This is a genomic window from Variovorax sp. RA8, from assembly GCF_901827175.1.
Classification (GTDB): domain Bacteria; phylum Pseudomonadota; class Gammaproteobacteria; order Burkholderiales; family Burkholderiaceae_C; genus Variovorax.
The window spans coordinates 2,544,346-2,569,949 of record NZ_LR594662.1 but is presented as its reverse complement, the minus strand read 5'-3'; the positions used below and the strand labels follow the sequence as shown (position 1 = coordinate 2,569,949).

At 67.0% G+C, this 25,604-nt stretch carries 21 protein-coding genes; 9 read left to right on the top strand and 12 right to left on the bottom strand.

Going from position 1 to position 25,604, the window contains the following annotated elements; all coding sequences use genetic code 11:
- Positions 1-88 precede the first annotated feature (88 nt).
- Positions 89-1,510, top strand: coding sequence for an FAD-binding oxidoreductase (locus tag E5P3_RS12165; protein WP_162586208.1), 1,422 nt, complete (start codon positions 89-91; stop codon positions 1,508-1,510).
- Positions 1,511-1,573: 63 nt separating this feature from the next.
- Here the strand turns inward: E5P3_RS12165 and E5P3_RS12160 are convergent, their stop codons facing one another.
- From E5P3_RS12160 to acs, 3 genes are all read right to left on the bottom strand, one after another.
- Positions 1,574-1,933 (bottom strand): antibiotic biosynthesis monooxygenase, encoded by a 360-nt coding sequence (locus E5P3_RS12160; protein WP_162586207.1) that lies wholly within the window; start codon positions 1,931-1,933, stop codon positions 1,574-1,576.
- A 223-nt stretch (positions 1,934-2,156) separates the two neighbouring features.
- A complete protein-coding gene (locus E5P3_RS12155; protein WP_162586206.1) occupies positions 2,157-2,657 on the bottom strand; it encodes a universal stress protein in 501 nt (166 codons plus the stop codon).
- A gap of 13 nt (positions 2,658-2,670) precedes the next feature.
- Positions 2,671-4,647: an acetate--CoA ligase gene (acs, locus tag E5P3_RS12150; RefSeq protein WP_162586205.1), complete on the bottom strand. Its 1,977-nt coding sequence runs from the start codon at positions 4,645-4,647 to the stop codon at positions 2,671-2,673.
- A gap of 289 nt (positions 4,648-4,936) precedes the next feature.
- On the opposite strand from acs, the gene E5P3_RS12145 reads away from it, so the two are divergent.
- From E5P3_RS12145 to E5P3_RS12130, 4 genes are all read left to right on the top strand, one after another.
- Positions 4,937-5,335 carry a group III truncated hemoglobin gene (locus E5P3_RS12145; RefSeq protein ID WP_162589655.1) on the top strand — a complete coding sequence of 133 codons (399 nt, stop codon included), beginning with the start codon at positions 4,937-4,939 and terminating at the stop codon, positions 5,333-5,335.
- Positions 5,336-5,375: 40 nt separating this feature from the next.
- Positions 5,376-6,026 carry a hemerythrin domain-containing protein gene (locus E5P3_RS12140; protein WP_162586204.1) on the top strand — a complete coding sequence of 217 codons (651 nt, stop codon included), beginning with the start codon at positions 5,376-5,378 and terminating at the stop codon, positions 6,024-6,026.
- A 92-nt stretch (positions 6,027-6,118) separates the two neighbouring features.
- Positions 6,119-6,544, top strand: coding sequence for a hypothetical protein (locus tag E5P3_RS12135; protein ID WP_162586203.1), 426 nt, complete (start codon positions 6,119-6,121; stop codon positions 6,542-6,544).
- 214 nt (positions 6,545-6,758) lie between these two features.
- On the top strand, positions 6,759-7,163 hold the full coding sequence (locus E5P3_RS12130; protein ID WP_162586202.1) for a ribonucleotide reductase subunit alpha: 405 nt from the start codon (positions 6,759-6,761) through the stop codon (positions 7,161-7,163).
- A gap of 25 nt (positions 7,164-7,188) precedes the next feature.
- Here the strand turns inward: E5P3_RS12130 and E5P3_RS12125 are convergent, their stop codons facing one another.
- The 9 genes from E5P3_RS12125 to E5P3_RS12085 form a co-directional block, all read right to left on the bottom strand.
- On the bottom strand, positions 7,189-8,016 hold the full coding sequence (locus tag E5P3_RS12125) for a peptidylprolyl isomerase (protein ID WP_162586201.1): 828 nt from the start codon (positions 8,014-8,016) through the stop codon (positions 7,189-7,191).
- An 18-nt stretch (positions 8,017-8,034) separates the two neighbouring features.
- Positions 8,035-8,766 carry a respiratory nitrate reductase subunit gamma gene (gene narI / locus E5P3_RS12120; RefSeq protein WP_162586200.1) on the bottom strand — a complete coding sequence of 244 codons (732 nt, stop codon included), beginning with the start codon at positions 8,764-8,766 and terminating at the stop codon, positions 8,035-8,037.
- Positions 8,763-9,458, bottom strand: a complete 696-nt coding sequence (gene narJ, locus E5P3_RS12115; RefSeq protein WP_162586199.1) for a nitrate reductase molybdenum cofactor assembly chaperone — start codon at positions 9,456-9,458, stop codon at positions 8,763-8,765. The genes narI and narJ overlap by 4 nt, the downstream gene beginning before the upstream one ends.
- Positions 9,459-9,460: 2 nt before the next feature.
- Entirely contained in the window at positions 9,461-10,993 is a 1,533-nt protein-coding gene (narH, locus tag E5P3_RS12110; RefSeq protein ID WP_162586198.1) for a nitrate reductase subunit beta, read from the bottom strand.
- Positions 10,990-14,895, bottom strand: coding sequence for a nitrate reductase subunit alpha (locus tag E5P3_RS12105; RefSeq protein ID WP_162586197.1), 3,906 nt, complete (start codon positions 14,893-14,895; stop codon positions 10,990-10,992). Before E5P3_RS12105 ends, narH begins: the two co-directional genes overlap by 4 nt.
- A 26-nt stretch (positions 14,896-14,921) precedes the next feature.
- On the bottom strand, positions 14,922-16,571 hold the full coding sequence (locus tag E5P3_RS12100) for an MFS transporter (protein WP_162586196.1): 1,650 nt from the start codon (positions 16,569-16,571) through the stop codon (positions 14,922-14,924).
- Entirely contained in the window at positions 16,568-17,857 is a 1,290-nt protein-coding gene (locus E5P3_RS12095; protein WP_162586195.1) for an MFS transporter, read from the bottom strand. The genes E5P3_RS12100 and E5P3_RS12095 overlap by 4 nt, the downstream gene beginning before the upstream one ends.
- A 164-nt stretch (positions 17,858-18,021) precedes the next feature.
- Positions 18,022-18,705 carry a response regulator gene (locus E5P3_RS12090; protein ID WP_162586194.1) on the bottom strand — a complete coding sequence of 228 codons (684 nt, stop codon included), beginning with the start codon at positions 18,703-18,705 and terminating at the stop codon, positions 18,022-18,024.
- 6 nt (positions 18,706-18,711) lie between these two features.
- Entirely contained in the window at positions 18,712-20,634 is a 1,923-nt protein-coding gene (locus E5P3_RS12085; protein WP_162586193.1) for a type IV pili methyl-accepting chemotaxis transducer N-terminal domain-containing protein, read from the bottom strand.
- Positions 20,635-20,770: 136 nt separating this feature from the next.
- On the opposite strand from E5P3_RS12085, the gene E5P3_RS12080 reads away from it, so the two are divergent.
- The 4 genes from E5P3_RS12080 (at position 20,771) to E5P3_RS12065 (ending at position 25,578) form a co-directional block, all read left to right on the top strand.
- Entirely contained in the window at positions 20,771-21,214 is a 444-nt protein-coding gene (locus E5P3_RS12080) for a universal stress protein (RefSeq protein WP_162586192.1), read from the top strand.
- A gap of 93 nt (positions 21,215-21,307) precedes the next feature.
- Entirely contained in the window at positions 21,308-23,713 is a 2,406-nt protein-coding gene (locus E5P3_RS12075) for an adenosylcobalamin-dependent ribonucleoside-diphosphate reductase (protein ID WP_162586191.1), read from the top strand.
- Between the two features lie 21 nt (positions 23,714-23,734).
- The gene (locus tag E5P3_RS12070; RefSeq protein ID WP_162586190.1) at positions 23,735-24,382 is read left to right on the top strand and encodes a nitroreductase family protein; all 648 of its coding nucleotides are present in this window, start codon (positions 23,735-23,737) and stop codon (positions 24,380-24,382) included.
- Positions 24,382-25,578: an NnrS family protein gene (locus E5P3_RS12065; protein ID WP_162586189.1), complete on the top strand. Its 1,197-nt coding sequence runs from the start codon at positions 24,382-24,384 to the stop codon at positions 25,576-25,578. Before E5P3_RS12070 ends, E5P3_RS12065 begins: the two co-directional genes overlap by 1 nt.
- Positions 25,579-25,604: the final 26 nt, after the last annotated feature.

Genomic DNA, 25,604 nt, shown 5'->3' with positions numbered 1-25,604 from the left:
TGATTACCGACACCTCGCAGACTTCCTCTCACGCCGTCGAAACCGCGGCCTTCCGGCCGGCCGGCGGCAGTTCAAGGAGAACAGTTCCATGATTGACTTTCACACCACCCAAGGCGGTACGGTCGGCATCGCCGACGAGCCCATTGCAACGTTGCGCGCGGCGCTGCGCGGCAGCCTGCTGCTGCCCGCGGATGAAGGCTACGACGTGTCGCGCACGCTGTGGAACGGCATGGTCGACCGCCGGCCGGCTGCGATCGTGCGTGCCGCGGGCGCAGCCGACGTGATCCAGGCCGTGAACTTTGCGCGAGAGCACCGGCTCCTGATGGCGGTCAAGGGCGGTGGCCACAACATCGCCGGCAAGGCCGCCTGCGACGGCGGCCTGATGATCGACCTGTCAGGGATGAAATCGGTCCGCGTCGACCCGGTGGCACGCCTGGCGCGTGTCGAACCCGGAGCGCTGCTGTCTGATTTCGATCGCGAGACGCAGGCCTTCGGGTTGTCCACGCCCACGGGGATCAACTCGACCACCGGCATGGCAGGACTCACGCTGGGTGGCGGTTTCGGCTGGCAAAGCCGCAAGCGGGGGCTGACCATCGACAACTTGACGGCCGTCGACGTGGTGCTCGCTTCCGGCGAGCTCGTGCAGGCGAGCGCGACGCAGAATGCCGACTTGTTCTGGGCCGTGCGCGGCGGCGGCGGCAACTTCGGCGTGGTCACCTCGTTCGAATACCGGCTGCATCCCCTCGGCCCCGAGGTGCTGGCCGGGCTGATCGTCTATCCGCTCGCTCAGGCGAAGCAGGTGTTCGAGGGCTATCGCAGGTTCACGGCCGAGGCTGGCGACGAGATGACCACCTGGATGGTGCTGCGCAAGGCGCCCCCCCTTCCCTTCCTTCCGGCGGATGTGCACGGCAAGGAGGTGGTCGTCATCCCCTTCTGCTGGATCGGCGAGCTCGGGCGAGGCGAGGAGCTCGCGAGGCCGCTGCGCAGCTGGGGCGTGCCGGCCGGCGAGCACGTCGGACCGATGCCCTTCGCGGCTTGGCAGACCGCCTTCGACCCGCTCCTGCAACCGGGCGCACGCAATTACTGGAAGTCGCATGATTTCACGGCGCTGACCACCGATGTCGAACGCATCGTGTGCGACGCCACCGCCCGGCTCCCGAGCGACGAGTGCGAGATCTTCATCGGCCAACTGGGCGGGCAGGTCAATCGAGTCGAGGTCGGCGACACGGCCTATCCGCACCGCGATGCCGAGTTCGTCGTCAATGTGCACACGCGCTGGCGCGACGCCGGCAGCGACCGCAAGTGCATCGATTGGGCGCGCGCACTGTTCGACGCACTGTCGCCGCACGCAACCGGCGGCGTCTACGTGAACTTCATGCCAGAGGACGAGATGCAGCGCGTGGCGGGCGGCGCCTATGGTCCGAACTATGCACGGCTGGCCAGGCTGAAGGCCAAATACGACCCAGGCAACCTGTTCAGCCAGAACCAGAACATCCGGCCGCAGGCCTGAATCGGCCGATGGGCTGGCGGCCGCCGTTGCAACATAGGCGAAGAAGCAGCTTCAGGCCTGGCGTCACTCGTCGAGGTCCGGAAGACAACCGGGCGGCAGGCGATCGAGAGAATTCCAATCGGGCACCGTGTAATGGCGCACCACGGGTTCTCGATCGAAGAGCTTGGGCCTGTCGGCTGCGTCGATGGATGGCTGGTCATGATCTTCGCCGGCAAATGCGCGAATGCTCGCCATTGAATCCCAGATCGACATGACGACCACCACGGTCGTGCCGTCCCCCCGGTCGCGAAACAGTGCAGCCGCTCGCTGGTTGCCCGGGGCTGCCCGCATCTCTTTCAGCTTTCCCTGTTCGAGATGCGCCCTGCATTCTTCGCGCAGCGGGGTGCGAATCCAGAACGTCCATGTCCGAAGAATATTGTCCATTGGCAAACACAAGCGGCCTCCGAGGCCGCGAGCGACCTCGGTTGCGAGTTCAAGGGTGGAGGCGAGTGATTGCTGCCGAGGGCGGATGCCTGCGCCAGCGTGCCGATTCGGCAATGATGCGCGTGCATCTTCCGTCACGCGAGGAACTAGGGCACAGGGGGGCGCGTTCCGTCGCCGAATCGTGCTTCGGCGTGAACAAGTTCCGGCAATCGAGTGCGCAGGGTCAGGCTTGAACGACCGCCGGCTCGGCTGCCGCACCGCTGCCTTCCGCCTCGCGCTGGCCGGCATTGACGAGCAGCACCGGAATCGGCGCCATGCGCAACACCTGCTCGGCGTCGCTCCCCAGGAACGCCCGCGCAACGCCATGGCGGCCGTGCGTGCCGATCACGATGAGATCCGCGTTCCAGACCTTTGCCTGGTCGACCACGATCTCGGAGACCCGGCCCGCGACCGACGTGAAGAGCGCGCTCTCCGCATCGATGCCGGCGCGCTGTGCACGCTCCCTCCCCTGCTCGAGAATCTTCCTGCCCGCCTCCGCCATCAGCGGCACCACGTCACCGCTGTAGGTGGCGAAGGTCTCGAACCCCGTCACGTACTTCAACTCGTCCACCACGTGAACGAGCCGGAGCTTCGCGCCGGTGAGCTTGGACAGCCGAAGTGCTTCGTCCAGGCCTCGCAGCGAGGTGGCACTGCCGTCGATGGGAACAAGTATGCGTTGATACATGAGGTGGCTCCCTTCAGTGCGCCTCTGACAGCTGATCCAGGATGGCCGGGTTCTCCAGCGTCGAGATGTCCTGCGTAATGGCTTCGCCTTTCGCGACGGAGCGCAGCAGGCGGCGCATGATCTTGCCGCTGCGCGTCTTGGGCAGGTTGTCGGCAAAGCGGATGTCCTTCGGCTTCGCAATCGGGCCGATCTCCTTGCCGATCCAGCTGCGCAGTTCGGCGGCCAGCTTGCGAGCTTCCTCGCCCGTCGGCCGGGACCGCTTGAGCACGACGAAGGCGCAGATCGCCTCGCCGCTGGTTTCATCCGGCCGGCCGACCACCGCCGCCTCGGCCACGAGGTCGGTGCAGGCCACCAGCGCGGATTCGATCTCCATGGTCCCCATGCGATGGCCGCTCACGTTCAGGACATCGTCGATGCGACCGCCGATGGTGAAGTAGCCTGTCTCGGCGTCGCGCGCCGCGCCGTCCCCTGCCAGGTAATAGCCACGCAGCTCTGCCGGAAAGTAGCTCGACCGGTAGCGCGCATCGTCGCCCCAGATGGTGCGGATCATCCCGGGCCAGGGCTTCTTGATCACGAGGATGCCGCTCTGCCCATTCGGCAGGTCGTCGCCGGTCTCGTCGACGATCGCGGCCATGATGCCGGGGAACGGCAAGGTACAGGAGCCTGGCACCAGGTCGGTTGCGCCGGGCAGCGGCGTGATCATGTGGCCGCCGGTTTCCGTCTGCCACCAGGTGTCGACGATCGGGCAGCGCCCGCCGCCGACATGCTTGTGATACCACTCCCATGCTGCCGGATTGATAGGCTCGCCCACCGAGCCGAGGATGCGCAGGCTCGACAGGTCGAAGCGGCTTGGATGCACCTCGGCATGGCCCTCGGCGGCCTTGATCAACGAACGGATGGCGGTCGGCGCGGTGTAGAACACCGTCACCTTGTGCTTCTCGATCATCCTCCAGAAGCGGGCCGCATCGGGATACGTCGGGACGCCCTCGAACACCACCTGGGTCGCGCCCAGCGCGAGCGGCCCGTAGGCGATGTAGCTGTGGCCGGTGACCCAGCCGATGTCGGCCGTGCACCAGAAGACGTCGTCGTCATGCAGGTCGAAGGTCCACTTGGCCGTGGCTGCAACCTGCACCAGGTAGCCGCCGCTGCTGTGCTGCACGCCCTTCGGCTTGCCGGTGGACCCGGAGGTGTAGAGCAGGAACAGCGGATGCTCGGCGCCAACCCATTCGGGTTCACAGGTCTCCGGCTGAACCTGCGTGAGCTCGTGCATCCAATGGTCATGCGGTTGCCACGCGACGGCGCCACCGGTGCGGCGGTAGACAACGACGCTGCGCACGGCCTCGCAGCCGCCGAGTGCCAGCGCCTCATCGACCAGCGCCTTCAAGGGCAGCGTCTTGCCGCCGCGCACCTGCTCGTCGGCCGTGATGACGGCAACGGCGCCGGTGTCGGCGATCCGGTCGCGCAGGGAATGCGCCGAGAAGCCGCCGAACACCACCGAGTGCACCGCGCCCAGGCGCGCACAGGCCTGCATCGCCACCACGGCTTCGACCGACATCGACATGTAGATCGCCACGCGATCGCCCTTGCCGATGCCCAGCGCCTTGAGCCCATTGGCCATGCGGCAGGTCTGCGACAGCAGTTGCGCGTAGGTGGTGCGGGTCACCTTGCCGTCGTCGGCCTCGAAGATGATCGCGACCTTGTCGCCCCGGCCGGCGGCGACCTGCCGGTCCAGGCAGTTGTAGGAGACGTTCAAGGTGCCGTCCTCGAACCACTTGTACATGGGCGCGTGAGCGGTGTTGAGCACCTTCTCGAACGGTGTCTTCCATTCCACGAACTCGCGCGCCAGGCGCGCCCAGTAGCCTTCGTAGTCGGCCTCGGCCTCGGCCGCCAGCGCGTCGTAGGCGGCGCGTCCGGCCACATGGGCCGAGCGGGCCAGGCCCTCCGGCGGAGGATAGTGTTTCGGGGTCTGCGCGTTGTCCGGTGATGTCATGCCTTGGTCTCCTGTACGTCCCGATGGTCGGCGACTCCACATCGGCGGACCTTGCGCTAGCGCAAATGTCTTGCCGGCAGGTGGTCGCATTCGAGGGCGCGCGGCGTGCCAGGCCTGTGCGAACCTTCTGTCGCGGCCAAACGCAAGGAGCTTGTTTCAGATCAAGGAAGCGGCGATCGGCCCGCGCTAGGCTTCCAGTGCGGTTCGAAGTGGAATGCCAGGAGACAAAAGGAGATGCGGGATGTTCGCGCAGCAAATGCCCACCGGCGCGCAGCTTGGGCGGCCCCACATGCCAAGTCCTGACCTTTGTACCGAGGAAGAGGTCGTGTCGCTGGTCCACGCCTTTTATTCGAAGGTGCGCAACGACGAGCTGCTCGCCCCGATCTTCGAGTCGCGCATCGCCGACTGGGATCCACACCTGGCCAAGATGGTCGACTTCTGGTCGTCCGCCCTCAGAGGCACGGCCCGCTACAGGGGAACGCCCATGCCCAGGCATGTGGCATTGCCGGGGCTCACCCCGACGCTGTTCCACCGCTGGCTCGCCCTTTTCCACGAGACCACCCGGGCCTTGGAGAACGAAGCGCTGCGGCAACGCGCCGACGACCTCGCGCATCGCATCGCCGGCAGCCTCTGGTATGGCTATCAGGCGCGGCATGGCGCGCCGGCCGACGCAAGGCAGTCCCCCTGAACAGGCGGAAGCAGCCGGGGGTAGAAGGGAAGATCAGCCCATGACGCATCCCAGCCTGGCCATCATCTGCCACGAACATCGGGCGCTCTCGGCCATGCTGCGCTCGATCATGCTGCTCCTGCGCGAGCATCGGCGGCGCAATACCCTGCCCGACTTCGATGCCCTGCAGGCCATGCTGTTCTATATGGACGAATTCCCGGAGAAGCTGCACCATCCCAAGGAGAGCCGCCTGCTCTTTGCCAAGCTCCGTGGACGCGATGCGCGCATCGACGCGGTGCTCGACCGCCTTGACCGCGACCATGCACATGGCGAGCAGGCCATCCGTGAGCTCGAACACGCGCTGCTCGGATTCCGCATCATGAGCGGCACCGGCCAGTGCGAAGCGCGCCGGCGCCACTTCGAGGCCTTGATGAAGCAGTACGCCCACTTCTATCTCGATCACATGCATATCGAGGAGACCGAGATCCTGCCGCTGGCCCAGGCGGTGCTCGACGCCGACGAATGGGCCGACCTCGATGCAGCGTTCCTGCTCAACCGCGACCCGCTGGCGGGCTACGAGGCGGACGAGGCGTACCGGCCCCTCTTCAGGAAGATCGTCGGCGCACTGCAGCATTCCGGCAGTGTCGGCTCGGCGCTCGAAGCCTTTGCCGGCGCCGCCATACCGAACGACACACGCCACCCGCTTCCATGAGGAGTCCTGTTTGCCATCGACGGCAGTTCGACGACCAATCAGCGGCAGCGTCGGGTGCCGTCTCTTGAACCACACACATGACAGGAATGACCATGCCATCGACCACACATGCGGCAGCCGATGCCGCTGCATCGCTGCTTGCCATCGCTGTATCTGCCAACGGGCGGATCGATCCGCGTGAGGTGGCGGAACTCGACCGGCTCGGCGCCTACCAAAGATTGGGGGTTCATCGGGACGACTTCCTGACGCGGGCCGAGGCGGCGCTGGAGGAGATCGGGCGCCCCTTGAGCCAGACGCAATGGCTGCGCTCGAGTGATCGGTGCCTGATGCTGGCTTTGCAGCAGGCGGTGGTGGATCCCGAACTGCGCCTGCTGGTATGCCGCCTGGCTGCGGCCGTGATCACGGCCGATGGCCGGGTTACCGATGATGAACGCCAGATCTACGCATGGTTGCTGGGCCAATGGGGTGTGACGCAAACCATGGTCACGCACGCCATCATGCGCGATCGGTGGCACTGACAGCGGGGGAATCTCGATCACATGCACCTTCGACGCAGTGTCGATGAAGGTCAAACTTGCGCTTCGGTCAAAGACCTGGGCCATGCCTTCGCCACGCTTGAGGAAACTCAAGCCAATCGCCCGGCGCAAGGTCACACTACCCGGATCGACCGTCCTGCACGGCACCCCGCCCGCTGGCAAGCGGCCCGCTTCGTTCCTGCACCGAGAAACCGACATGTCCATTTCAAGCTTCGACGATCTGCTGCGCGCCGCGCGCGAGATGACGCAGGCGCAGCGCCTGCTCTTCGTCTTCACGGCCGCCGGCGTGCCCGAGGACGCCACACCTGCGCAGCACGAGCGCTACCAATCGGGCCAGGGCGGCACGCTGACGCCCCTGATGTGCGTCGACAAGACGCCCGACGAGGTCGTCTCCTTCGACGCCCTGCGGGACGAGGCACGACAATTCGGCCAGCTGTGGGACATCGTGTTCGTTGCCGCGATGTCCGGCAGCGCGAGCCGCAGCCCGACCAGCGAACAGGCCGAAGCGCCGCTGCGGCGCATGGTCGAATCGATCAAGTCCGGCGATGTGGCCGGCCTCGTCCCCTTCGACAGCGAAGGCCAGCCAGTGCAGATCGGCTGACGCCCTCTGGCAGCCCCACGCGCGGTTACTGAACCAGCGGCGTCTGCGCCGCATCGAGGTCCACGCCCTCGACCACGGCCTGTCCCGCCAGCAGCTGGAGGCACTGCCGAAGCGCCGTCACATACGCCTGCTGGCGCAGTGCCATCGCGACCGCGCCGCGCACCGACTCGAAGGACTGCGGCTCGCCGCCCTCGCGCTCGAGAACTTCCACCACGTGCAAGCCGAACCGGCTGTGGACCAGGCGCGGCAGCACGCCGACCTCGACCTGGCCGAAGATCTCCCGGGCGAACTCGGGCGCGCAGTCGGCCGGGGTCAGCCATCCGAGCTCGCCGCCTTCGACGCCGCTGGGACAGTTGGACAGCTCGCGGGCGGCCTGCTCGAAGCCGGCGCTTGCGCCGCCACCCGCCTTGCCGTCGTGGCAGCGGACATCGAGCAGGCAGGCCTCTGCGCGATTGCGCAGTGCCACCACGTCCATGCCCGGTGTGACTGCGAACAGGACGTGCCGCGCCCGCACGCGCTGCCCCGTCCGATAGCGGGCCGGGTGCGCCGCATGATGGCGCCGGCAGGCCTCCTCGGACGGCTCGGGCAACTGAAGTTCGCGCTCCAGCCACGCATCGATGGCCTGCGAGGCGGCTTCGCTGAGCACGCCGTCGCCGGCCGCTGCATCCGTGGGTGCCAGCAGACCCGCGTGGATCGCGGCCTGCCGCAGCAGCTCGGAGCACGCGCGCTGGCGCAGTTCCTCCGTCGTCAAGGCCTCGGCCTCGGCGTGGAGTGCGACGCCATTGACCCGCGCCACCGGCGCTGCCATCGCCTGCGGCGCCGCGGCGGCCGGATCGAGAGGTTGGACATTCATGAGGGTTCTCTCCTTGTTTCAGACGGCCCCGGGTTCGCGTGGCTGGTTGTGGCCGGCCGGAACGTTCAGCCGGCGGCTGCGCACGACCTGGTGCGGCCGGAACAGGAACCGGATGGTCCCGAAGCCGCTCCACACGTGCACCAGCCGGCTGAACGGGAACAGCAGGAAGATGGTCATGCCGAGCACGATGTGGACCTGGTACGGCCAGGCCAGGGCGGCCAGTGCGGTGGCATCGACCGGACGCAGGGTGACGATGCGCTGCGCCCAGTCCGCCAGGATCAGCATCACGCTGCCGTCTGCGTGCTGCACCGAGTACGGCAGCGTGATCAGCCCCACGACGAGCTGGACCCAAAGCACCACCAGCACCGCGATGTCCGTCGGATGGCTGGTGAGGCGGATGCGCGGATCGAACACGCGCCGGTACAGCAGCAGCGACAGGCCGACGAAGCACAGCGCGCCGGCGATGCCGCCGGCCACGACGGCCATCATCTGCTTGGTCGCAGCGCTCATGAAGATGCCGTAGACGCTGTGCGGCGTGAACAGCCCGACCATGTGCCCGAAGAACAGGAACAGCACGCCGAAGTGGAACAGGTTGCTGCCCCAGCGCAGGGTGCCGGCCCGCAGCATCTGCGAGGAGTCGCTCTTCCAGCTGTACTGGCTCTGGTCGAAGCGGATCAGGCTGCCGAGCACGAACACCATGAAGCAGACATACGGATAGACCTGGAAGAGAAAGCCATACACGCCTTTCATGACGATGCTCCTTGTGTGACGTTGCTCTTGCGCACGATCCGGATGGGTTGCGGCTGGCCGGGGCTGGCCTGCCCCTTGGACGAACAGCCATCGAAGGCGGGGGGTTCGGCCCAGCTCTCGTCGAGCGCCTCGTCGGCGGGCGGCTTGACCGGCTGCGCCTTCTCCCCGGCCAGCTCGAGCAGCGCGCCGAGCACGCTGGCGTAGGGGCTCTCGCGGTGCTGGAGGGCACCGAAGATGGCATTCAGGATGTGCGCCATCTCGCCCAGGAAAGCCCGCGCCTCGCGCACCGGCTGCGTGGAGACGAATTCCAGTACCGCGGGCAGGTAGTCGGGGAGCTCGCCCTCGGCCAGGAACAGGCCGGCCTTCTCGTAGGTCTGCCCGAGGTCGATCATGGCCGGCCCGCGCTCGCGCGAGTCGCCGTGCACATGCTCGAACAGGTGCAGGGAGGTGCCGCGGCCCCGGTCGAAGAGCTCGACGTAGTCGGCTTCCGCCTCCAGGGGTTCGGCGCGCCACAGCATGTCCATCAGCCCCTCGAGCTCGGCCAGCCGCGACGGTGACAGGGCATGCTCGCTGCGAAGCAGTTCGCCCATCTCCGGCAGATGGCTGCGCATGCCTGCGTCGGGATAGCCGAGCACGGCGGAGAGGATGCGCAGGGTCTTCGTGAACGGACGTTGCGAGTTCAGCGTGAACATGCTCAGACCTCCGCCCGGATGGGGATCGTGCGCTTCTTCTCGCTGCCGAACAGGCTCGCCTCGCTGGTGCCTTCCGAGCATCCGTTGCCGAAGGTGAAGCCGCAGCCGCCGCGCACGTTGAAGGTGTTCTCCGCGTACTCGCGGTGAGTCGAGGGGATCACGAAGCGGTCTTCGTAGTTGGCGATCGCCATCACCTGGTACATCTCCTCGACCTCCGCCTGGCTCATGCCCACCTGTGCGAGCACATCGTGGTTGATGCGCCCGTCGACATGCTTCTCGCGCTGGTAGGCGCGCATGGCCAGCATGCGCTCGAGCGCCCGCACGACCGGCACGGTGTCTCCGGCGGTCAGCAGGTTGGCCAGGTAGTTGACGGGGATGCGAAGCTGGTTGACGTCAGGGATCTCGCCGTTGCTGCCCACGTGCCCCGCGTTGGCAGCGGCGCTGATGGGCGACAGCGGCGGCACGTACCAGACCATCGGCAGCGTGCGGTACTCGGGGTGCAGCGGCAGGGCCACTTTCCATTGGACCGCCATCTTGTAGACCGGGCTGGTGCGCGCCGCTTCCATCCACTTGTCGGGAATGCCGTCGAGGCGTGCCTGGGCGATGACCTTGGGATCGTTCGGATCGAGAAAGATGTCGAGCTGTGCCTTGTACAGGTCGCGGTCGTGCTCGACGCTCGCGGCCTCCTGGATCCGGTCCGCGTCATAAAGGAGCACGCCCAGGTAGCGAATCCGGCCGACGCAGGTCTCGCTGCACACGGTCGGCTGGCCCGCCTCGATGCGCGGGTAGCAGAAGATGCACTTCTCGGCCTTGCCGCTCTTCCAGTTGTAGTAGATCTTCTTGTACGGGCAGCCGCTCACGCACATGCGCCAGCCGCGGCACTTGTCCTGGTCGATCAGAACGATGCCGTCCTCCTCGCGCTTGTAGATCGAGCCGGACGGGCACGACGCCACGCACGCCGGGTTCAGGCAGTGCTCGCACAGCCGCGGCAGATACATCATGAAGGTGTTCTCGAACTGGCCGAGCATGTCCTTCTGCATCTGGTCGAATCCATCCAGGTTCTTGTCCTTGCTGCGACCGGAGAATTCGCCGCCGAGGATCTCTTCCCAGTTCGGGCCCCAGACGATCTTCTCCATCTGCTTGCCTGTGATCAGGCTGCGCGGACGCGCCGTGGGCGTCGCCTTCATCTCCGGCGCCGATTGCAGGTGGCCGTAGTCGAAGGTAAAGGGCTCGTAGTAGTCGTCGATCTCGGGCAGGTTCGGGTTGGCGAAGATGCGCATCAGCAGCTTCCATTTCGCGCCCTGCCGCAGCTCGGTCGCGCCGTTGGCCTTGCGCACCCAGCCGCCGTTCCACTTGCCCTGGTTTTCCCATTCCTTCGGGTAGCCGATGCCGGGCTTGGTCTCGACGTTGTTGAACCAGGCGTACTCCATGCCGGGGCGGCTGGTCCAGACGTTCTTGCAGGTCACGGAACAGGTGTGGCAGCCGATGCACTTGTCGAGGTTGAGCACCATGGCAATCTGCGCGCGGATCTTCATGCGACTTCTCCTTCGGCCTGCACGGGGCGAATCAGCTCGTCGGCGACCGGCGTGTCGAGCCAGTCGATCCTGTTCATCTTGCGCACCACGACGAACTCGTCGCGGTTGGTGCCGATGGTCCCGTAGTAGTTGAAGCCGTAGCTCAGCTGCGCGTAGCCCCCGATCATGTGGGTGGGCTTGAGGACGATTCGCGTCACCGAGTTGTGGATGCCGCCGCGCGCGCCGGTGATCTCGGAGCCCGGCGTGTTGATGATCTTCTCCTGGGCGTGGTACATCATCACCATCCCCGGCTTGACGCGCTGGCTCACCACCGCACGCGCCGCGATGGCGCCGTTCACGTTGAACAGCTCGATCCAGTCGTTGTCGACGATGCCGGCGCGCTTCGCATCGTCCTCGCTGATCCACACACAGGGCCCGCCGCGGCTGAGCGTGAGCATCAGCAGGTTGTCGGTGTAGGTCGAGTGGATGCCCCATTTCTGGTGCGGGGTGATGAAGTTCAGCGCGATCTCGGGGTTGCCGTTCGGCTTGACGCCCAGGACCCCCGCAGTGGTCTTCAGGTCGACCGGCGGGCGGTAGGTGGCAAAGCCCTCCCCGAAGGCGATCATCCACGGATGGTCCAGGTAGAACTGCTGCCGCCCGGTCAGGGTGCGCCAAGGTATCAGCTCGTGGACGTTGGTGTAGCCGGCGTTGTACGAAACGGTCTCGCTCTCGATGCCGCTCCAGGTCGGCGAGCTGATGATCTTGCGCGGCTGCGCCTGGATGTCGCGGAAGCGGATCTTCTCGTCCTCGCGGTGGATCGCCAGGTGCGTGTGGTCGCGGCCGGTCTGCTTGCCCAGCGCCTCCCAGGCCTTCACGGCCACCTGGCCGTTGGTCTCGGGCGCCAGCATCAGCACCACCTCGGCGGCGTCGATGTCGCTCTCGATCTTCGGCATCCCGCAGGTCACGCCGGGCTCGGTGACGAAGCCGGAGAGCTCGCCGAGCTGCTTCACCTCGGACTGCGTGTTCCAGCCGATGCCCTTGCCGCCGTTGCCGGCCTTGCCCATCAGCGGACCCAGGGCGGTGAAGCGCTTGAAGACGTTCGGGTAGTCGCGCTCGACCACCTGCATGTTGGGCGCGGTCTTGCCCGGCACCAGCTCGCATTCGCCACGCTTCCAGTCCCGAACCTCGAAGGGCTGGGCCAGTTCGGCAGGGCTGTCATGCATCAGGGGCGTCAGCACCAGCTCGCGCTCGACGCCGAGGTGGCCGACGCAGACCTCGCTGAACTTCCTGGCAAAGCCCTTGTAGATGTCCCAGTCGCTGCGCGATTGCCAGGCCGGGTCCACCGCCGTGGACAGCGGATGGATGAAGGGATGCATGTCGCTCGTGTTGAGATCGTTCTTCTCATACCAGGTCGCCGTCGGCAGCACGATGTCGCTGTAGAGGCAGGTGGTGCTCATGCGGAAGTCGAGCGTCACCAGCAGGTCGAGCTTGCCTTCAGGCGCCTTGTCGTGCCAGACGACCTCCTCGGGTTTGGCCTCCTCGGCACCCAGGTCCTTTCCCTGCACGCCATTGCTCGTGCCGAGCAGGTGCTTGAGGAAGTACTCGTGGCCCTTGCCGCTGGAGCCCAGGATGTTGGAGCGCCACACGAACATGTTGCGCGGCCAGTTGTCCGGGTGGTCCGGGTCGGTACAGCTCATCCTGAGCGAGCCGTCCTTCAGTGCCCGCACGGCGTAGTCCTTCGGGTCGACGCCGGCGGCCTGCGCGTCGCGCACCACCTGCAGCGGATTGGTCTGCAGCTGCGGCGCACTCGGCAACCAGCCCATGCGCTCGGCGCGCACGTTGTAGTCGATCATGCTGCCCGCGTACGCCTTCTTGTCGGCCAGCGGCGAGAGCACTTCCTCCATGCCCAGCTTCTCGTAGCGCCACTGGTCGGTGTGGGCGTAGAAGAAGCTGGTGCTGTTCATCTGGCGGGGCGGGCGGATCCAGTCCAGCGCGAAGGCCAGCGCGGTCCAGCCGGTCTGCGGGCGCAGCTTCTCCTGGCCGACGTAGTGCGACCACCCTCCCCCGCTCTTGCCGATGCAGCCGCACATCATCAGCATGTTGATGACGCCGCGGTAGTTCATGTCGCTGTGGTACCAGTGGTTCATCGCCGCGCCGATGATCACCATCGACTTGCCTTGCGTCTTGTGCGCGTTCTCGGCGAACTGGCGCGCCACCGTGATCAACTGCGCGCGCGGCGTGCCGGTGATGCGCTCCTGCCATGCCGGCGTGTAGGGGGTGTCGTCGTCGAAGCTGGCGGCTGCGCGGGCGACGCCGCCGGGCCGCCCCAAGGTGGCGCCAGCCCCCTCGGGGGGCAGCGAGGACGCGTCAGCGCCGAGCGTGGGGGCACCATCTTCGCCGGGGAGTCCGCGCGCCACGCCGTAGTTCGCCACCTGCAGGTCGAACACGGTGGCCACGATCGCGTCGCGATGCTCGCCGGCCTTGCCCAGCGGGACACGCGTGACCGGCACCATGCGCACCAGCACGTCGCCCTGTTCGCTGGACGGGAAGTGCTCGCTCGCGATGCCGCCGAAGTACGGGAATCCGACCCGCGCCGTCTCCGTGCTCGGCTGGTCGCCCTCGAGTGCCGACAACCTGAGCCTCACCTCGTCGCCGTGGCGCGCCTCCCTGGCCTCGAGGTTCCACTGGCCCTCGTCGGCGCGCCCATCGGGCCCCCATCGGAAGCCGATCGCGCCGTGCGGCAGCACCACCTTGCCGTGCTGGTCGAAGGCGACGGTCTTCCACTCGGGATTGTTGGCCTGGCCGAGCTTGCCGTTGAAGTCCGAAGCGCGCACGTAGCGGTCGGGCACCATGATGACCTCGCCGCCGGGCAGGGTGTGCTCCTTGAGCATCACCAGCATCGGCATGTCGGTGTAGCGGCGCACGTAGTCGTCGAAGTAGGCGCTGCGCTCGCGTCCGCCGTCGGGGAAGTAGAACTCCTTCAGGATCACGTGGCCCATGGCCATGGCCACGGCGGCGTCGGTGCCCTGCTTCGGGTGCATCCAGATGTCCGCCAGCTTGGCGACTTCGGAATAGTCGGGGGTCACGGCCACCGTCTTCGCACCCTTGTAGCGCACCTCGGTGAAGAAGTGCGCGTCGGGCGTGCGCGTCTGCGGCACGTTGGAGCCCCAGGCGATGATGTAGCTGGAGTTGTACCAGTCGGCCGACTCGGGCACGTCGGTCTGCTCGCCCCAGACCTGCGGGCTTGCCGGCGGCAGGTCGCAGTACCAGTCGTAGAAGCTCATGCACACCCCGCCGATCAGGCTGAGATAGCGGCTGCCCGCGGCATAGCTGATCATCGACATCGCGGGGATCGGCGAGAAGCCGATGATGCGGTCGGGGCCATGCTTCCTGATCGTGTAGACGTTGGCCGCTGCAACGATCTCGTTGACTTCCTCCCACGTCGAGCGCACGAAGCCGCCGAGGCCGCGCACCTGCTGGTAGTCGCGGCGCCTTGCATCGTCCTCGACGATCGAAGCCCAAGCGCCGACGGGGTCGTGTGCGATGCGCGCCTCGCGCCAGCTCTTCAGGAGCCTGCCGCGCACCATCGGGTACTTGACGCGGTTCGCGCTGTACAGGTACCAGCTGTAGCTGGCGCCGCGTGCGCAGCCGCGCGGCTCGTGGTTGGGCATATCCCAGCGCGTGCGCGGGTAGTCCGTCTGCTGCGTCTCCCAGGTGACGATGCCGCCCTTGACGTAGATCTTCCAGGAGCACGAGCCGGTGCAGTTCACGCCGTGCGTCGAGCGCACGACCTTGTCGTGCGCCCAGCGGTTGCGGTAGGCGTCTTCCCACGTGCGGTCCTCGCCCGTCGTGACGCCGTGGTCGCCAGAGAAGGCTTCCCTCGGTTGGCTGAAGTAGCTGAGGCGGTCCAGAAAATGACTCATCGCTTGGGCTCCGGAAAAGTGTGGAGTCAGGGGTTCTTCACGTACGCATTGGCACGCAGGTAGAACCACCAGTTGAGAACGAGGCACAGCGCGTAGAACACCGCGAAGCCGTACATGGCGAGTTCGGGCCTCGCGGCCTTGATCTGCGCACCGATCACCACCGGCGCGATGAAGGCCCCATACGCCGCCACGGCCGAGGTCCAGCCGAGCACGGGCCCGGCCTGCTGCCGGTCGAAAATGACGCCGATGGTGCGGAAGGTCGAGCCGTTGCCGATGCCGCTGGCGGTGAAGAGCACCACGAACAGCGCCATGAAGATCAGGAAGTACTGCTCGGGCGCAGCCGAGCGGTAGGCCAGCAGCATCACGTAGCCGACAGCCGCCGAGGCCACCACCATCACGGCCGAAATGATCTCGGTCACGATCGAGCCCCCGATCTTGTCCGAGATCCAGCCGCCGACCGGCCGCACCGCCGCGCCGATGAAAGGCCCGATCCATGCATAGGTGAGCGCCGACGGCGCGTTGGGGTTCTTCAGCGTGTGCTGCATCACGCCCGACGCATCGGGCACGTGGCTGACGCCGAAGATCACCGTGATCGCCAGCGGCAGCGCCATCGAGAAGCCGATGAACGAGCCGAAGGTCACCATGTACAGCAGCGTCAACGCCCAGGTGTGCCTGTTGCGGAAGATCTCGAACTGCTTGGCGATGCTCTCCTTCATCGGCCCGAAGGCCGTCAGCTTGAGCACCATCAGCGTGCTGACGATGATCAGCGGCATCGCGATCCACATGTTCAGCACCCCGAGGCCCGTGGGCGGCGGCAGGTACAGGTACAGGCCGAGGCCGGCCGGGACGAAGGACAGCGTGTAGAGCCAGATGATCTTGAGGAAGGCGACGATCGCATTGCCCGTGTTCGGCGACACGGTCTTCAGGTTGTTCATGCCGAACCAGCACAACACGGCCAGCGGCACCAGCGACAGCACCCAGGCCAGGCCGGCGTTCTGGATCCAGGTGGCCGTGCCGGCGGGGATCTTGCCGAAGATCCAGCCGCTGTCCTTCACCAGCGTCATCGGTTCGCCGCCGAGTGCGCCGAACAGCCCGACCGTCATGACGAGAGGAATGACGATCTGCATGCTCGTCACGCCGAAATTGCCCAGGCCGGCGTTCAGCCCCAGGGCGGTCCCCTGCAGCCGCTTGGGGAAGAAGGTGCTGATGTTGGACATCGAGCTTGCGAAGTTGCCGCCGCCCACGCCCGACCACAGCGCCATCAGCTGGAAGGACCACAACGGCCAGTCCTTGTGCTGCAGCACGATGCCGGTGCCGATGGCCGGGGCCAACAGCATGGCGGTGGTCAGGAAGATGGTGTTGCGGCCGCCCGCCAGGCGGATCAGGAACGAGGCCGGGATGCGCATCGTGGCGCCTGCGAGCCCCGAAATGGCGGTCAGCGAGAACAGTTCGGCCTGGCTGAACGGAAAGCCCAGGTTCAGCATCTGGACCGTGATGATTCCCCACATGCCCCAGATCGCGAAGCCGCACAACAACGCGGGCACCGAGATCCACAGATTGCGATAGGCGATGTGCCGGCCGGTGGAGGCCCAGAAGGCCTCGTCTTCCGGCCGCCAGTCGGCGATGTCGGCGCCGTTGGGGGGTTGCGCCCGCGCCGTCGTGTCAAGAGTGCTCATGCGGATTCCTTCAATGAAGGGGGCGTGGTTCGGCCGTCGAGCCGGAAGGCGTGGGCGTGGCGGCCCATGACCTCGGTGCTGCGCACCTCGGTCCAGTACATCCAGATCAGCGACACCCAGACCACGCCGTACATCAGCATGAAGGCGCTGGAACGAATGCCGGTCACGTCCACCAGCGCGCCGAACATGATCGGCAGCACGAAGCCGCCCATCCCGCCGGCCAGGCCGACGATGCCGCTGATGGTCCCGATGTTCTCGGGGTAGTCGTCGGCGATGTACTTGAACACCGAGGCCTTGCCGAAGGCGAACGCGATGCCGAGCAGGAACATCAGGCCGGTGAAGGCGTAGACATTCAGGCCGATGTGGAAGGTCTTCGGGCCGGTGAGGGTGACGATGGTGAAATCGGTCTGCGGGTAGCTCAGCAGGAAGAGGCAGATCCAGCTGACCCACATCACCCACCAGGTGACGGCATGTGCGCCGTACTTGTCGCTCAGCCAGCCGCCCACGGCGCGCAGCACCCCGCCCGGCAGCGAGAAGCACGCCGCCAGGAGCGCCGCGGTACGAATGTCGAGCCCGAACTCGCCGATGTAGTACTGCACCATCCAGAGGCTCAGCGCCACGTAGCCGCCGAACACGATGCTGTAGTACTGGCAGTACTTGATGACCTTCGGGTCCTTCAGCGCGCGCAGCTGGTCCGAGAAGCGCGTATGGCTCGGAACGAGGTGCGCCGGGTCGCTCGCGCTGAACATCCAGAACAGCACCAGGGTGCCCAGCATGATGGCGGCGTACACCTGCGGCACCATGGACCATCCGAAGGCGACGACAAGTGCCGGTGCGATGAACTTGTTGACCGCCGCGCCCGAGTTGCCGGCGCCGTAGACGCCCATCGCGAAGCCCTGGCGGTTCTTGGGGAACCAGCGCGCCACGTACGGCGTGCCCACCGAGAACGAGCCGCCGGCCAGGCCGACGAACAGGCCGATGACCAGGAAATGCCAGTAGGCCGTTGCGTAGCTCATCAGCCAGATGGCAGGCACGGTGAGCGCCATCAGCAGCGCCATCACGATGCGGCCGCCGTACTTGTCGGTCCAGATCCCCAGGGGAACGCGGATCAGCGAACCGGTGAGCACCGGCGTCGCGGTCAGCAGGCCGAACTCGGTGGCGTTCAGGCCCAGCGTCTTCTTGATCGGAATGCCGATCACGCCGAACATCATCCACACCATGAAGCACACCGTGAACGCCAGCGTGCTGACCATCAAGACCGCCAGTGCCTGGCTGTTCCTGCTCATGACGGAGTCCGTTCGTTGATCATGGTTGCACTTTAGGAAGCACCGACGCCTGGCGGAATCCCTCGGTGGGAGGGCGGTGGCATGGCATGAGGACGATGCGGCCGGAAGCCGGCATCCTCATGAAGAACTACCGGTGCGGGAGAACGGCGCGCGCTTGCGCTGGATCAACCCAGGCTGCGCTCGACTGCGATAACGGCGGCCTGCACGCGCGAGCTCACGTCGAGCTTGCGCAGGATGTGCTGCACGTGGATCTTCACCGTGGTCTCGGCGATGCCCAGCGAGCGTGCAATCTCCTTGTTGCCCTGCCCGCTGGCGATGCCGCGCAGGATGTCCTGCTCGCGTGGCGAGAGTGCGTCCAGCGGCGACGCCGGCGCCGCGGGCTCGGCACTTGCTCCGGGCTTCGGCGTGGCGGCGTCGCGGTAGGCCGCCACCAGCTTGCCGGTCATCTCCTCGGCCACGATGTTCTCCCCGCGCATCGCCCTGCGGATCGCCACGGCGAGCGCGTCACCCTCGATGGTCTTGAGCAGGTAGCCGCTCGCGCCCGCACGCAGGGCGCCGGCGAGGTCGCGTTCGTCCTCGCTGACCGTCAACATCAGCACCCGTGCCGCGGGCACGGCCTCGCGCAGCGCCGGCAAGGCGTCGACCCCCGTCACACCGGGCAGATGGTTGTCCAGGAGGATCAGGTCGGGCTTGAGTTCCTGGGCGCGGCGCTGCGCCTCGCCCGCATCGGCGGCGTCGCCTACCACCTCGAACTCGGGGTCGCGGTGCAGCAGTGCCGTCAGCCCGCGCCGGAACAGCGTGTGATCGTCGACCACCAGGATGCGGATTCTGGTCGCAAGCGTGTTCATGGGAGTTCAGGCCACGCGCCGTTGAGGTGCCATCGCCGCCATGCCGGCCGTGCCGGACGGCATCGGCAGGGTCAGGACGACCGACGTGCCCCGGCCCGGCGAGGACATGACGTCCAGCAGCGCACCCAGGCGTTCCGCACGCTCGGCCATGATGCGCATGCCGACGTGGGTCTCGTCGGCACCCCGGCTTCCGTCGGCGAACCCGACACCATCGTCGCGCACTTCGACCCGCCATTGCGGTGCCTGCTGCACGTCCAGCCACACCTGGCTGGCACGAGCATGCTTGCGAACGTTCGACAGCGCCTCCTGCACGATGTGCAGCACCTGGATCTGCGTGTCCGGCAACAAGGGCATGCCCTGCCCCAGCATCTGGAGTCTTGCCTTGAGGCCGCTCTGGTGCTCGAACTTTCGCAGCGTCGTCAGGAGCGCCGGCTCGATGTCCTCGCCGTTGGCCCGCGTGCGGAAATGCATCAGCAGCTCGCGCACATCGCCATAGCTCTCGCGCACGCCGATGTCGATCTCCCCCAGCACATGCTGAACCTGTGTGCCGTCGCCGGCGGCGAGCGCGTCTCGCATGAGCTGCACCTGGATCTTCAAGAATGCGAGCGATTGGGCGATCGAGTCGTGCAGCTCGCGCGCCAGGAGGCCTCGTTCCTGCGAGATCGCGGCCTCGAGCCCCAGCGAGTTCAACCGAAGGTTCTCCATGGCACCCGCGAGGTGGACCGTGAGCGATTCCAGCAGCGAGCGCTCCGCCTCGGAGATCGTGATCCGGGCGTGGAAAAACAGGTCCACCTCGCCCATCAGCCGCTCATGCAGGCGGATCGGTATCGAGACCACGGTCTCGAAGCCGGCCTGCGCGCAATGCAGCATCCGAACGGGCTGCGTGGTGCGGATCTGAATCACGCGCGCGCCCGACGACGCGGGAGTGGAGCCGCAATGGCAGTCACCGGCGGCCACGCAATGCTCGGCGTCCTGCATCACCTGCGGCAAGCCCTGCGAGGCCAGCATCAGGTAGCGGCGGTTGGCCTCGTCCGACCAGCGCAGGGCGACGCCGTCCGCATGGGCGATGCGGGCGATGCTCTCGGTGAATCCGCGGGCGAGTTCGTCGAGTGTCGCGGCCTTGGCGACCAGCGTCGTGATCTCGTAGAGGCATTCCAGGCGGCCGCGCTCTTCCTCCAGCTGCGCCGTCTTCTCCTGCACTCTGCTCTCCAGGCCCCGGTACATGGACTGCAACTGCTCGGCCATGTCGTTGAATCCCTCCGCCAGGGTCGCGAATTCGTCCGTGCTCGTGCGCGCGACCCGGGCGCCGAGGTCGCCGCCCTGGAGCCGATGAATCGCCTGCTTGAGCAAGCTCAGCGGCTCCAGGACGAACCGGTAGCCGGTATGGACCAGCACGGCCGCGCCGATCAGCGCGATGCCCATCATCGCGACCTGCAGCAGATGCATGACGGCGGTCCACCGGGACAGATGGTCTTCGATGCCTGCGACGAATGCATCGATGCCCGACGTGAACGCGGCCGCTTCCGTGCCGAGGTCGGTACTGATGGAGGCGCCGGGCGGCGCCGGATCGGCCAGGCGGCCGCGGAAGGCGGCCCAGTCGCGTTCGACCACGGCGAAGCGCTCGCGACTGGCGCCGCCCCAGGGCACGGCGAGCGGCCGCTCGACGTCGCCGCTGCGCAGCAGCTGGAGGCTGCGCTCGAACTCTGCCACTTGCCTGGACAACGCCTGCACGTCCTGCGCGCTGGCCGACAGCACGATCTGATAAGTACGCATGCGCATGCGCCCCGCCTCGTTGACGGCAGCGGCGCCACCCTCGATCTGCCACGACATGTAGACGAGCGTGGCAATGGCACACAGGGCGGCCAGCAGAAACGGCATGGCGACCAAGGCCAGCTTGGCGCCAAGAGTCCATTGCCTGGATTTCATCATCGAACGCCACCAACCAGTCTTTGCGTTTGCTTGCCGCATTCTCCATCCGGATCGACGTCCTTGGTTGATCCATATCAATCAGCGAAAAGCCCTGCCGGCCTACGCTCGGGGCATTCAACGTCGCAGGAGACTGATCATGTTCAAGCGCATTCTCGTCGCCACCGATGGCTCCCCATTGGCGGAGAAAGCCGTGTCGAAGGCCATCGACCTGGCCACGGAACACAAGGCCGAGCTGACCGCCTTCACCGTGGTGCGGCGGCAGGTCAAGAGCCACATGGATGGGGCCCTCGGCTTCGAATCCGAGGAGATGGACCGCATCGAGGGCCGGCGCGCCGAGCAGGCCAGGACCATGCTCGACGAGGTCGAGAAACGCGCCCAGGCTTGTGGCGTCCGGGTCAATTCGGCGATCGTCAGATCGAGCCGCGTGGCCGAATCCATCGTGGATGCAGCCGGCAAGTACGGCAGCGATCTCATCGTGATGGCCACGCACGGACGCACCGGGCTGACGAGCGCCTTCCTGGGCAGCCAGACCGCGCAGGTCCTCGCGCATTCCGACGTGCCGGTGCTCGTGCTGCGCTGATGGTCCGGCGTGGTCTCCTCCGAAGTGCTGGAATCGCCGCCAGCGAACGATCCGCAAGCGCGCTCGTTTCTCCCGGATCGTCCAGGCCACCACATGAAGCGCGATGACGCCGTCTTGGACTCGCCGCTGCCCGTGCAGCCCATCAGCCGCGACGTGCTGCTGGAAAAATACCTCAAGCCTGGCGAGAAGGACACCGAGGATCTCTTTGCGCGCGTCGCGCGAGCGTTGGCGTCGGTGGAGGCCAAGGGCGATCGCGAGCAATGGGAGGCGCGATTCCTCGCCAACCTGCAGGCCGGGGCGATCGGGGCCGGGCGCATCATGAGCGCCGCCGGCACCGGAGTGGACGCCACGCTGATCAATTGCTTCGTGCAGCCGGTAGGCGATTGCATCCAGGGCCGGGACAACGCAGGCTATGCCGGCATCTACGAGGCGCTGCGCGAGGCGGCGGAAACCATGCGCCGCGGCGGCGGGGTCGGCTATGACTTCTCCCGCATCCGGCCGCGCGGCGCGCAGGTGCATGCCACCGCCTCGCTGGCCTCCGGTCCGTGCAGCTACATCGACGTGTTCGACCGGTCCTGCTCGACCGTCGAGAGCGCCGGCGCGCGCCGTGGCGCGCAGATGGGCGTGCTGCGCATCGACCACCCCGACGTGCTGGATTTCATCACCGCCAAGCGCACGCCGGGGCGCTGGAACAACTTCAACGTGTCCATCGCGGTAGGCGACGACTTCATGCGCGCGTTGGCGGCCGACGAGGAATGGGCGCTGGCGCACCGCGCCAGGCCGGGAGCCGAGCTGATCGCGCGAGGTGCGACGCAGGCCCCGGACGGCAACTGGATCTATCGGCGCCTGCCCGCGCGGGAGCTCTGGGACACGGTCATGCGATCGGCCTATGACTTCGCCGAACCGGGCATCCTGTTCACGGATGCCATCAACACCGACAACAACCTGCGCTACTGCGAACACATCGAGGCGACCAATCCATGCGGCGAGCAGCCGCTGCCGCCTTACGGTTGCTGCGACCTCGGTCCGATCATCCTGCCGCGCTTCGTCCGCCACCCGTTCGGGGTTGGTGGCGAGGCGCAGTTCGATTTCCAGCATTTCAGCGACAGCGTCGCAGTGCAGGTCCGGGCACTCGACAACGTGCTGGACCTCACGTTCTGGCCGCTGCCGCAGCAGCGCGCGGAGGCGATGGCCAAACGCCGCATCGGCGTGGGCTTCACGGGCCTGGGCGACACGCTGGCCATGCTGTGCCTGCGCTATGACCAGCCGGAGGGCCGGGCCATGGCCGTGCGCATCGCGCGCAGCCTGCGTGACGCCGCCTACATGGCGTCGGTGGGCCTGGCGCGCGAGAAAGGCCCCTTCCCTCTTTTCGAGGCGGAGCGCTATCTGGCGCGAGGCACTTTCGCCAGCCGCCTGGACCAGGCATTGCAGGAGCAGATCCGCATGCATGGCATCCGCAACAGCCACCTGGTCTCCATTGCGCCGACCGGCACCGTGAGCCTGGCGTTTGCGGACAACGCCTCGAACGGCATCGAGCCGGCGTTCTCGTGGACCTACCGCCGCAAGAAGCGCGAAGCCGACGGCAGCATCTCGGAGTACGAGGTGGAAGACCATGCCTGGCGGCTGTACCGCGCCCTGGGGGGCGACACCGAGGCATTGCCGTCCTGCTTCGTCTCGGCCCTGTCGATGCCGGCGGCCGGCCATCTGGCGATGATGGAAGCAGTCCAGCCCTTCGTCGATACCGCCATCTCCAAGACGGTGAACGTGCCGGCCGACTGTCCGTACGAGGAGTTCAAGGAACTCTACCTGCACGCCTGGACAGCCAGGCTGAAGGGACTCGCCACCTACCGGCCCAACAGCATCCTCGGGTCGGTGCTGGAGGCCGCGCCGGCAGCGAAGCAGGATCTGCCCACGCGCGCCGTCCACGCCGCAGCCGACCCGATGCGCGCGATGATCGCCAGCCGCCCGACGGGTGCGTTAAACGCCAGCGCCGAGAAGATCGAGTACTGGACGCAGCAGGGACGGCAGACGCTCTACCTCGTGGTGTCGTTCCTGCCGCTGCCCGACGGGCGGGAGCGGGCCATCGAATTCTTCATGCCCGTGGGCCAGAGCGGCGAATCACAGCAATGGATCACCGCGAGCATGCGGCTGCTGTCGCTGGCCGCACGCGGCGGCTTTCTCGAACGTGCGCTCGCAGACATGCGCAAGGTGGCCTGGGACCGCGGCCCCGTGCGCCTGGGCACCCACGCGAAGGCCGATGGCACCCGCGTGCCCATGTGGCACGACTCCGAGGTCGGCGCCATTGCGTACGCGATCCAGCAGCTGATCGCAAAGCGAAGCGGCGCGCTGCCAGCCACATCGGAGGCCTCGGCATCGGCGGCATCCGCAGCGCCCTCCTTGATGGGCGCCAGGTGCCCGGAATGCGGCGCCCACGCGATGATCCGCAAGGACGGATGCGACTATTGCACACAGTGCGGACACCTGGGAAGCTGCGGATGAAACACTTCTGGGGAATTCGAAATGCCTACTCCCATCGAACCCGGCGCGTCGACCGCTGTTCCGGCTGATCCACCTGTCACCGAACGGCAACTGGCCGAACTCCTGCATACGCGCCGCACCGTGCTGCCGAGGCGGCTGGGGGCGCCCGGACCCGAGCAGTCCGAGCTCGAGCACATTCTCGGCGCCGCTGCGGCTGCCCCCGACCACGGAGGACTCGTGCCATGGCGCTTCGTCATCGTTCCGCCGCGGCAACGGGGACGGCTGGGCGAAGTCTTCGCACAGTCCCTGAATGAACGCGATGCCGCAGCCACGCCCGAGGAGCGCGGCATGGCGCGCGAAGAGGCTTTCCAGGCTCCAGTCCTGATGCTGGCGATCGTGCGGCTGGGCCCCGACAACGGGGAGATCCCGGCAACCGAGAGAATCCTGTCGGCCGGATGTGCCATCCAGAACATGCTTCTGACCGCGACGGTCCTGGGCTACGGCTCGGCCTTGACCACCGGCCGGTCGCTTCCGTCTGCCGGACTGCGCTCGTTGTTCGGCCTGGAGGAACACGAGGAGCCGCTGTGTTTCATCAGCGTGGGCACGGTGCTGGCACACAAGGCCGGTCCGGCGCGCCCCACCCTCGAGCGCTATGTCTCCGAGCTGGGACAGACGCCCGTGAACAGGTAATGGCTCCCTTGATCGCCGTCAAGCAGGCGCAACCACCCGTCGCCCAGCCGCCCGGCTTCGCCCTGTGGCAACTCGGCTTCCGCCCGTTCTACCTGCTGGCCAGCGCTTTCGCAGCCCTGTCCATCGGGCTGTGGGCGGCGCAGTTCGCCGGCTGGCTGCCGCTGGCCTATCTTCAGGGTCCGCTGTGGCACGCGCACGAGATGCTGTTCGGCTTCTTGCTCGCTGTGATCGTCGGCTTTCTCTTCACCGCGGGGCGCAACTGGTCCGGCCGGCCGACGCCCACGGGCCTGCCGCTGGCGGCCTTGGCGGCACTCTGGGTGGCCGGGCGGATCCTCGTGCTCACGCCATTCGCATGGACGGCCGCCGTGGTCAACGCGGCGTTTCCGCTGGCAAGCGCGATCGCCCTGGCCATTGCGCTCGTGGGTGCGCGCAATCGCCGCAACTATTTCTTCATCGGGCTGCTGCTGCTGATGTCGGGAGCGGCCCTGGCGTTCCATCTTTCGGCGCTCGGCGTGATCGCGGCGCCGGCCTGGATCGGCATCCAGCTGGCGCTGGACATCCTGCTGTTCATCATGGCGGTGATGGGCGGCCGGGTCATTCCGATGTTCACCAACAACGGCGTTCCCGGCGCCAATGCAACGCGCCGGCCCATGGTCGAGCGGGTGGCGCTCGGCGCCGTGCTCGCCCTGCTGCTGGTCGACGTGTCGGGCCTGCCGCCGGTCGTCATGGCCGCTGCCGCCTTCGTCGCAGCGCTCGCGCACCTGGTGCGGTGGCTGCTGTGGCGGCCGTGGAAGACACTGCACAACCCACTCGTTCTCGTGCTGCACCTGGCCTACGCGTGGATTCCCGTTCACCTCGTGTTGCGGGTGCTGGCCTCGCAGGGCTGGGTGTCCCCCTCCCTGGCCACCCACGCGCTGACGGTGGGAGCAGCGGGGGGACTCATCATCGGGATGATGGTGCGCACTGCGCGCGGCCACACGGCCAGGCTCCTGCATGCAGACCGGGCCGATACCGCCTGTTTCCTGCTGGTCATGCTCGCGGCGCTGGCGCGGATCCTCGTGCCGCTCGTCGCACCGTCGCAAACCCTCGGCGCGGTGCTGGCCTCGGCCGTCTTCTGGACCGCGGGTTTCGCCCTGTATGCGGTGCGCTACTGGCCGGTGCTGACGCGGCCGCGCCTGGACGGCGCTCCCGGCTGAACTTGCCGGCATCCGACGCATTCACG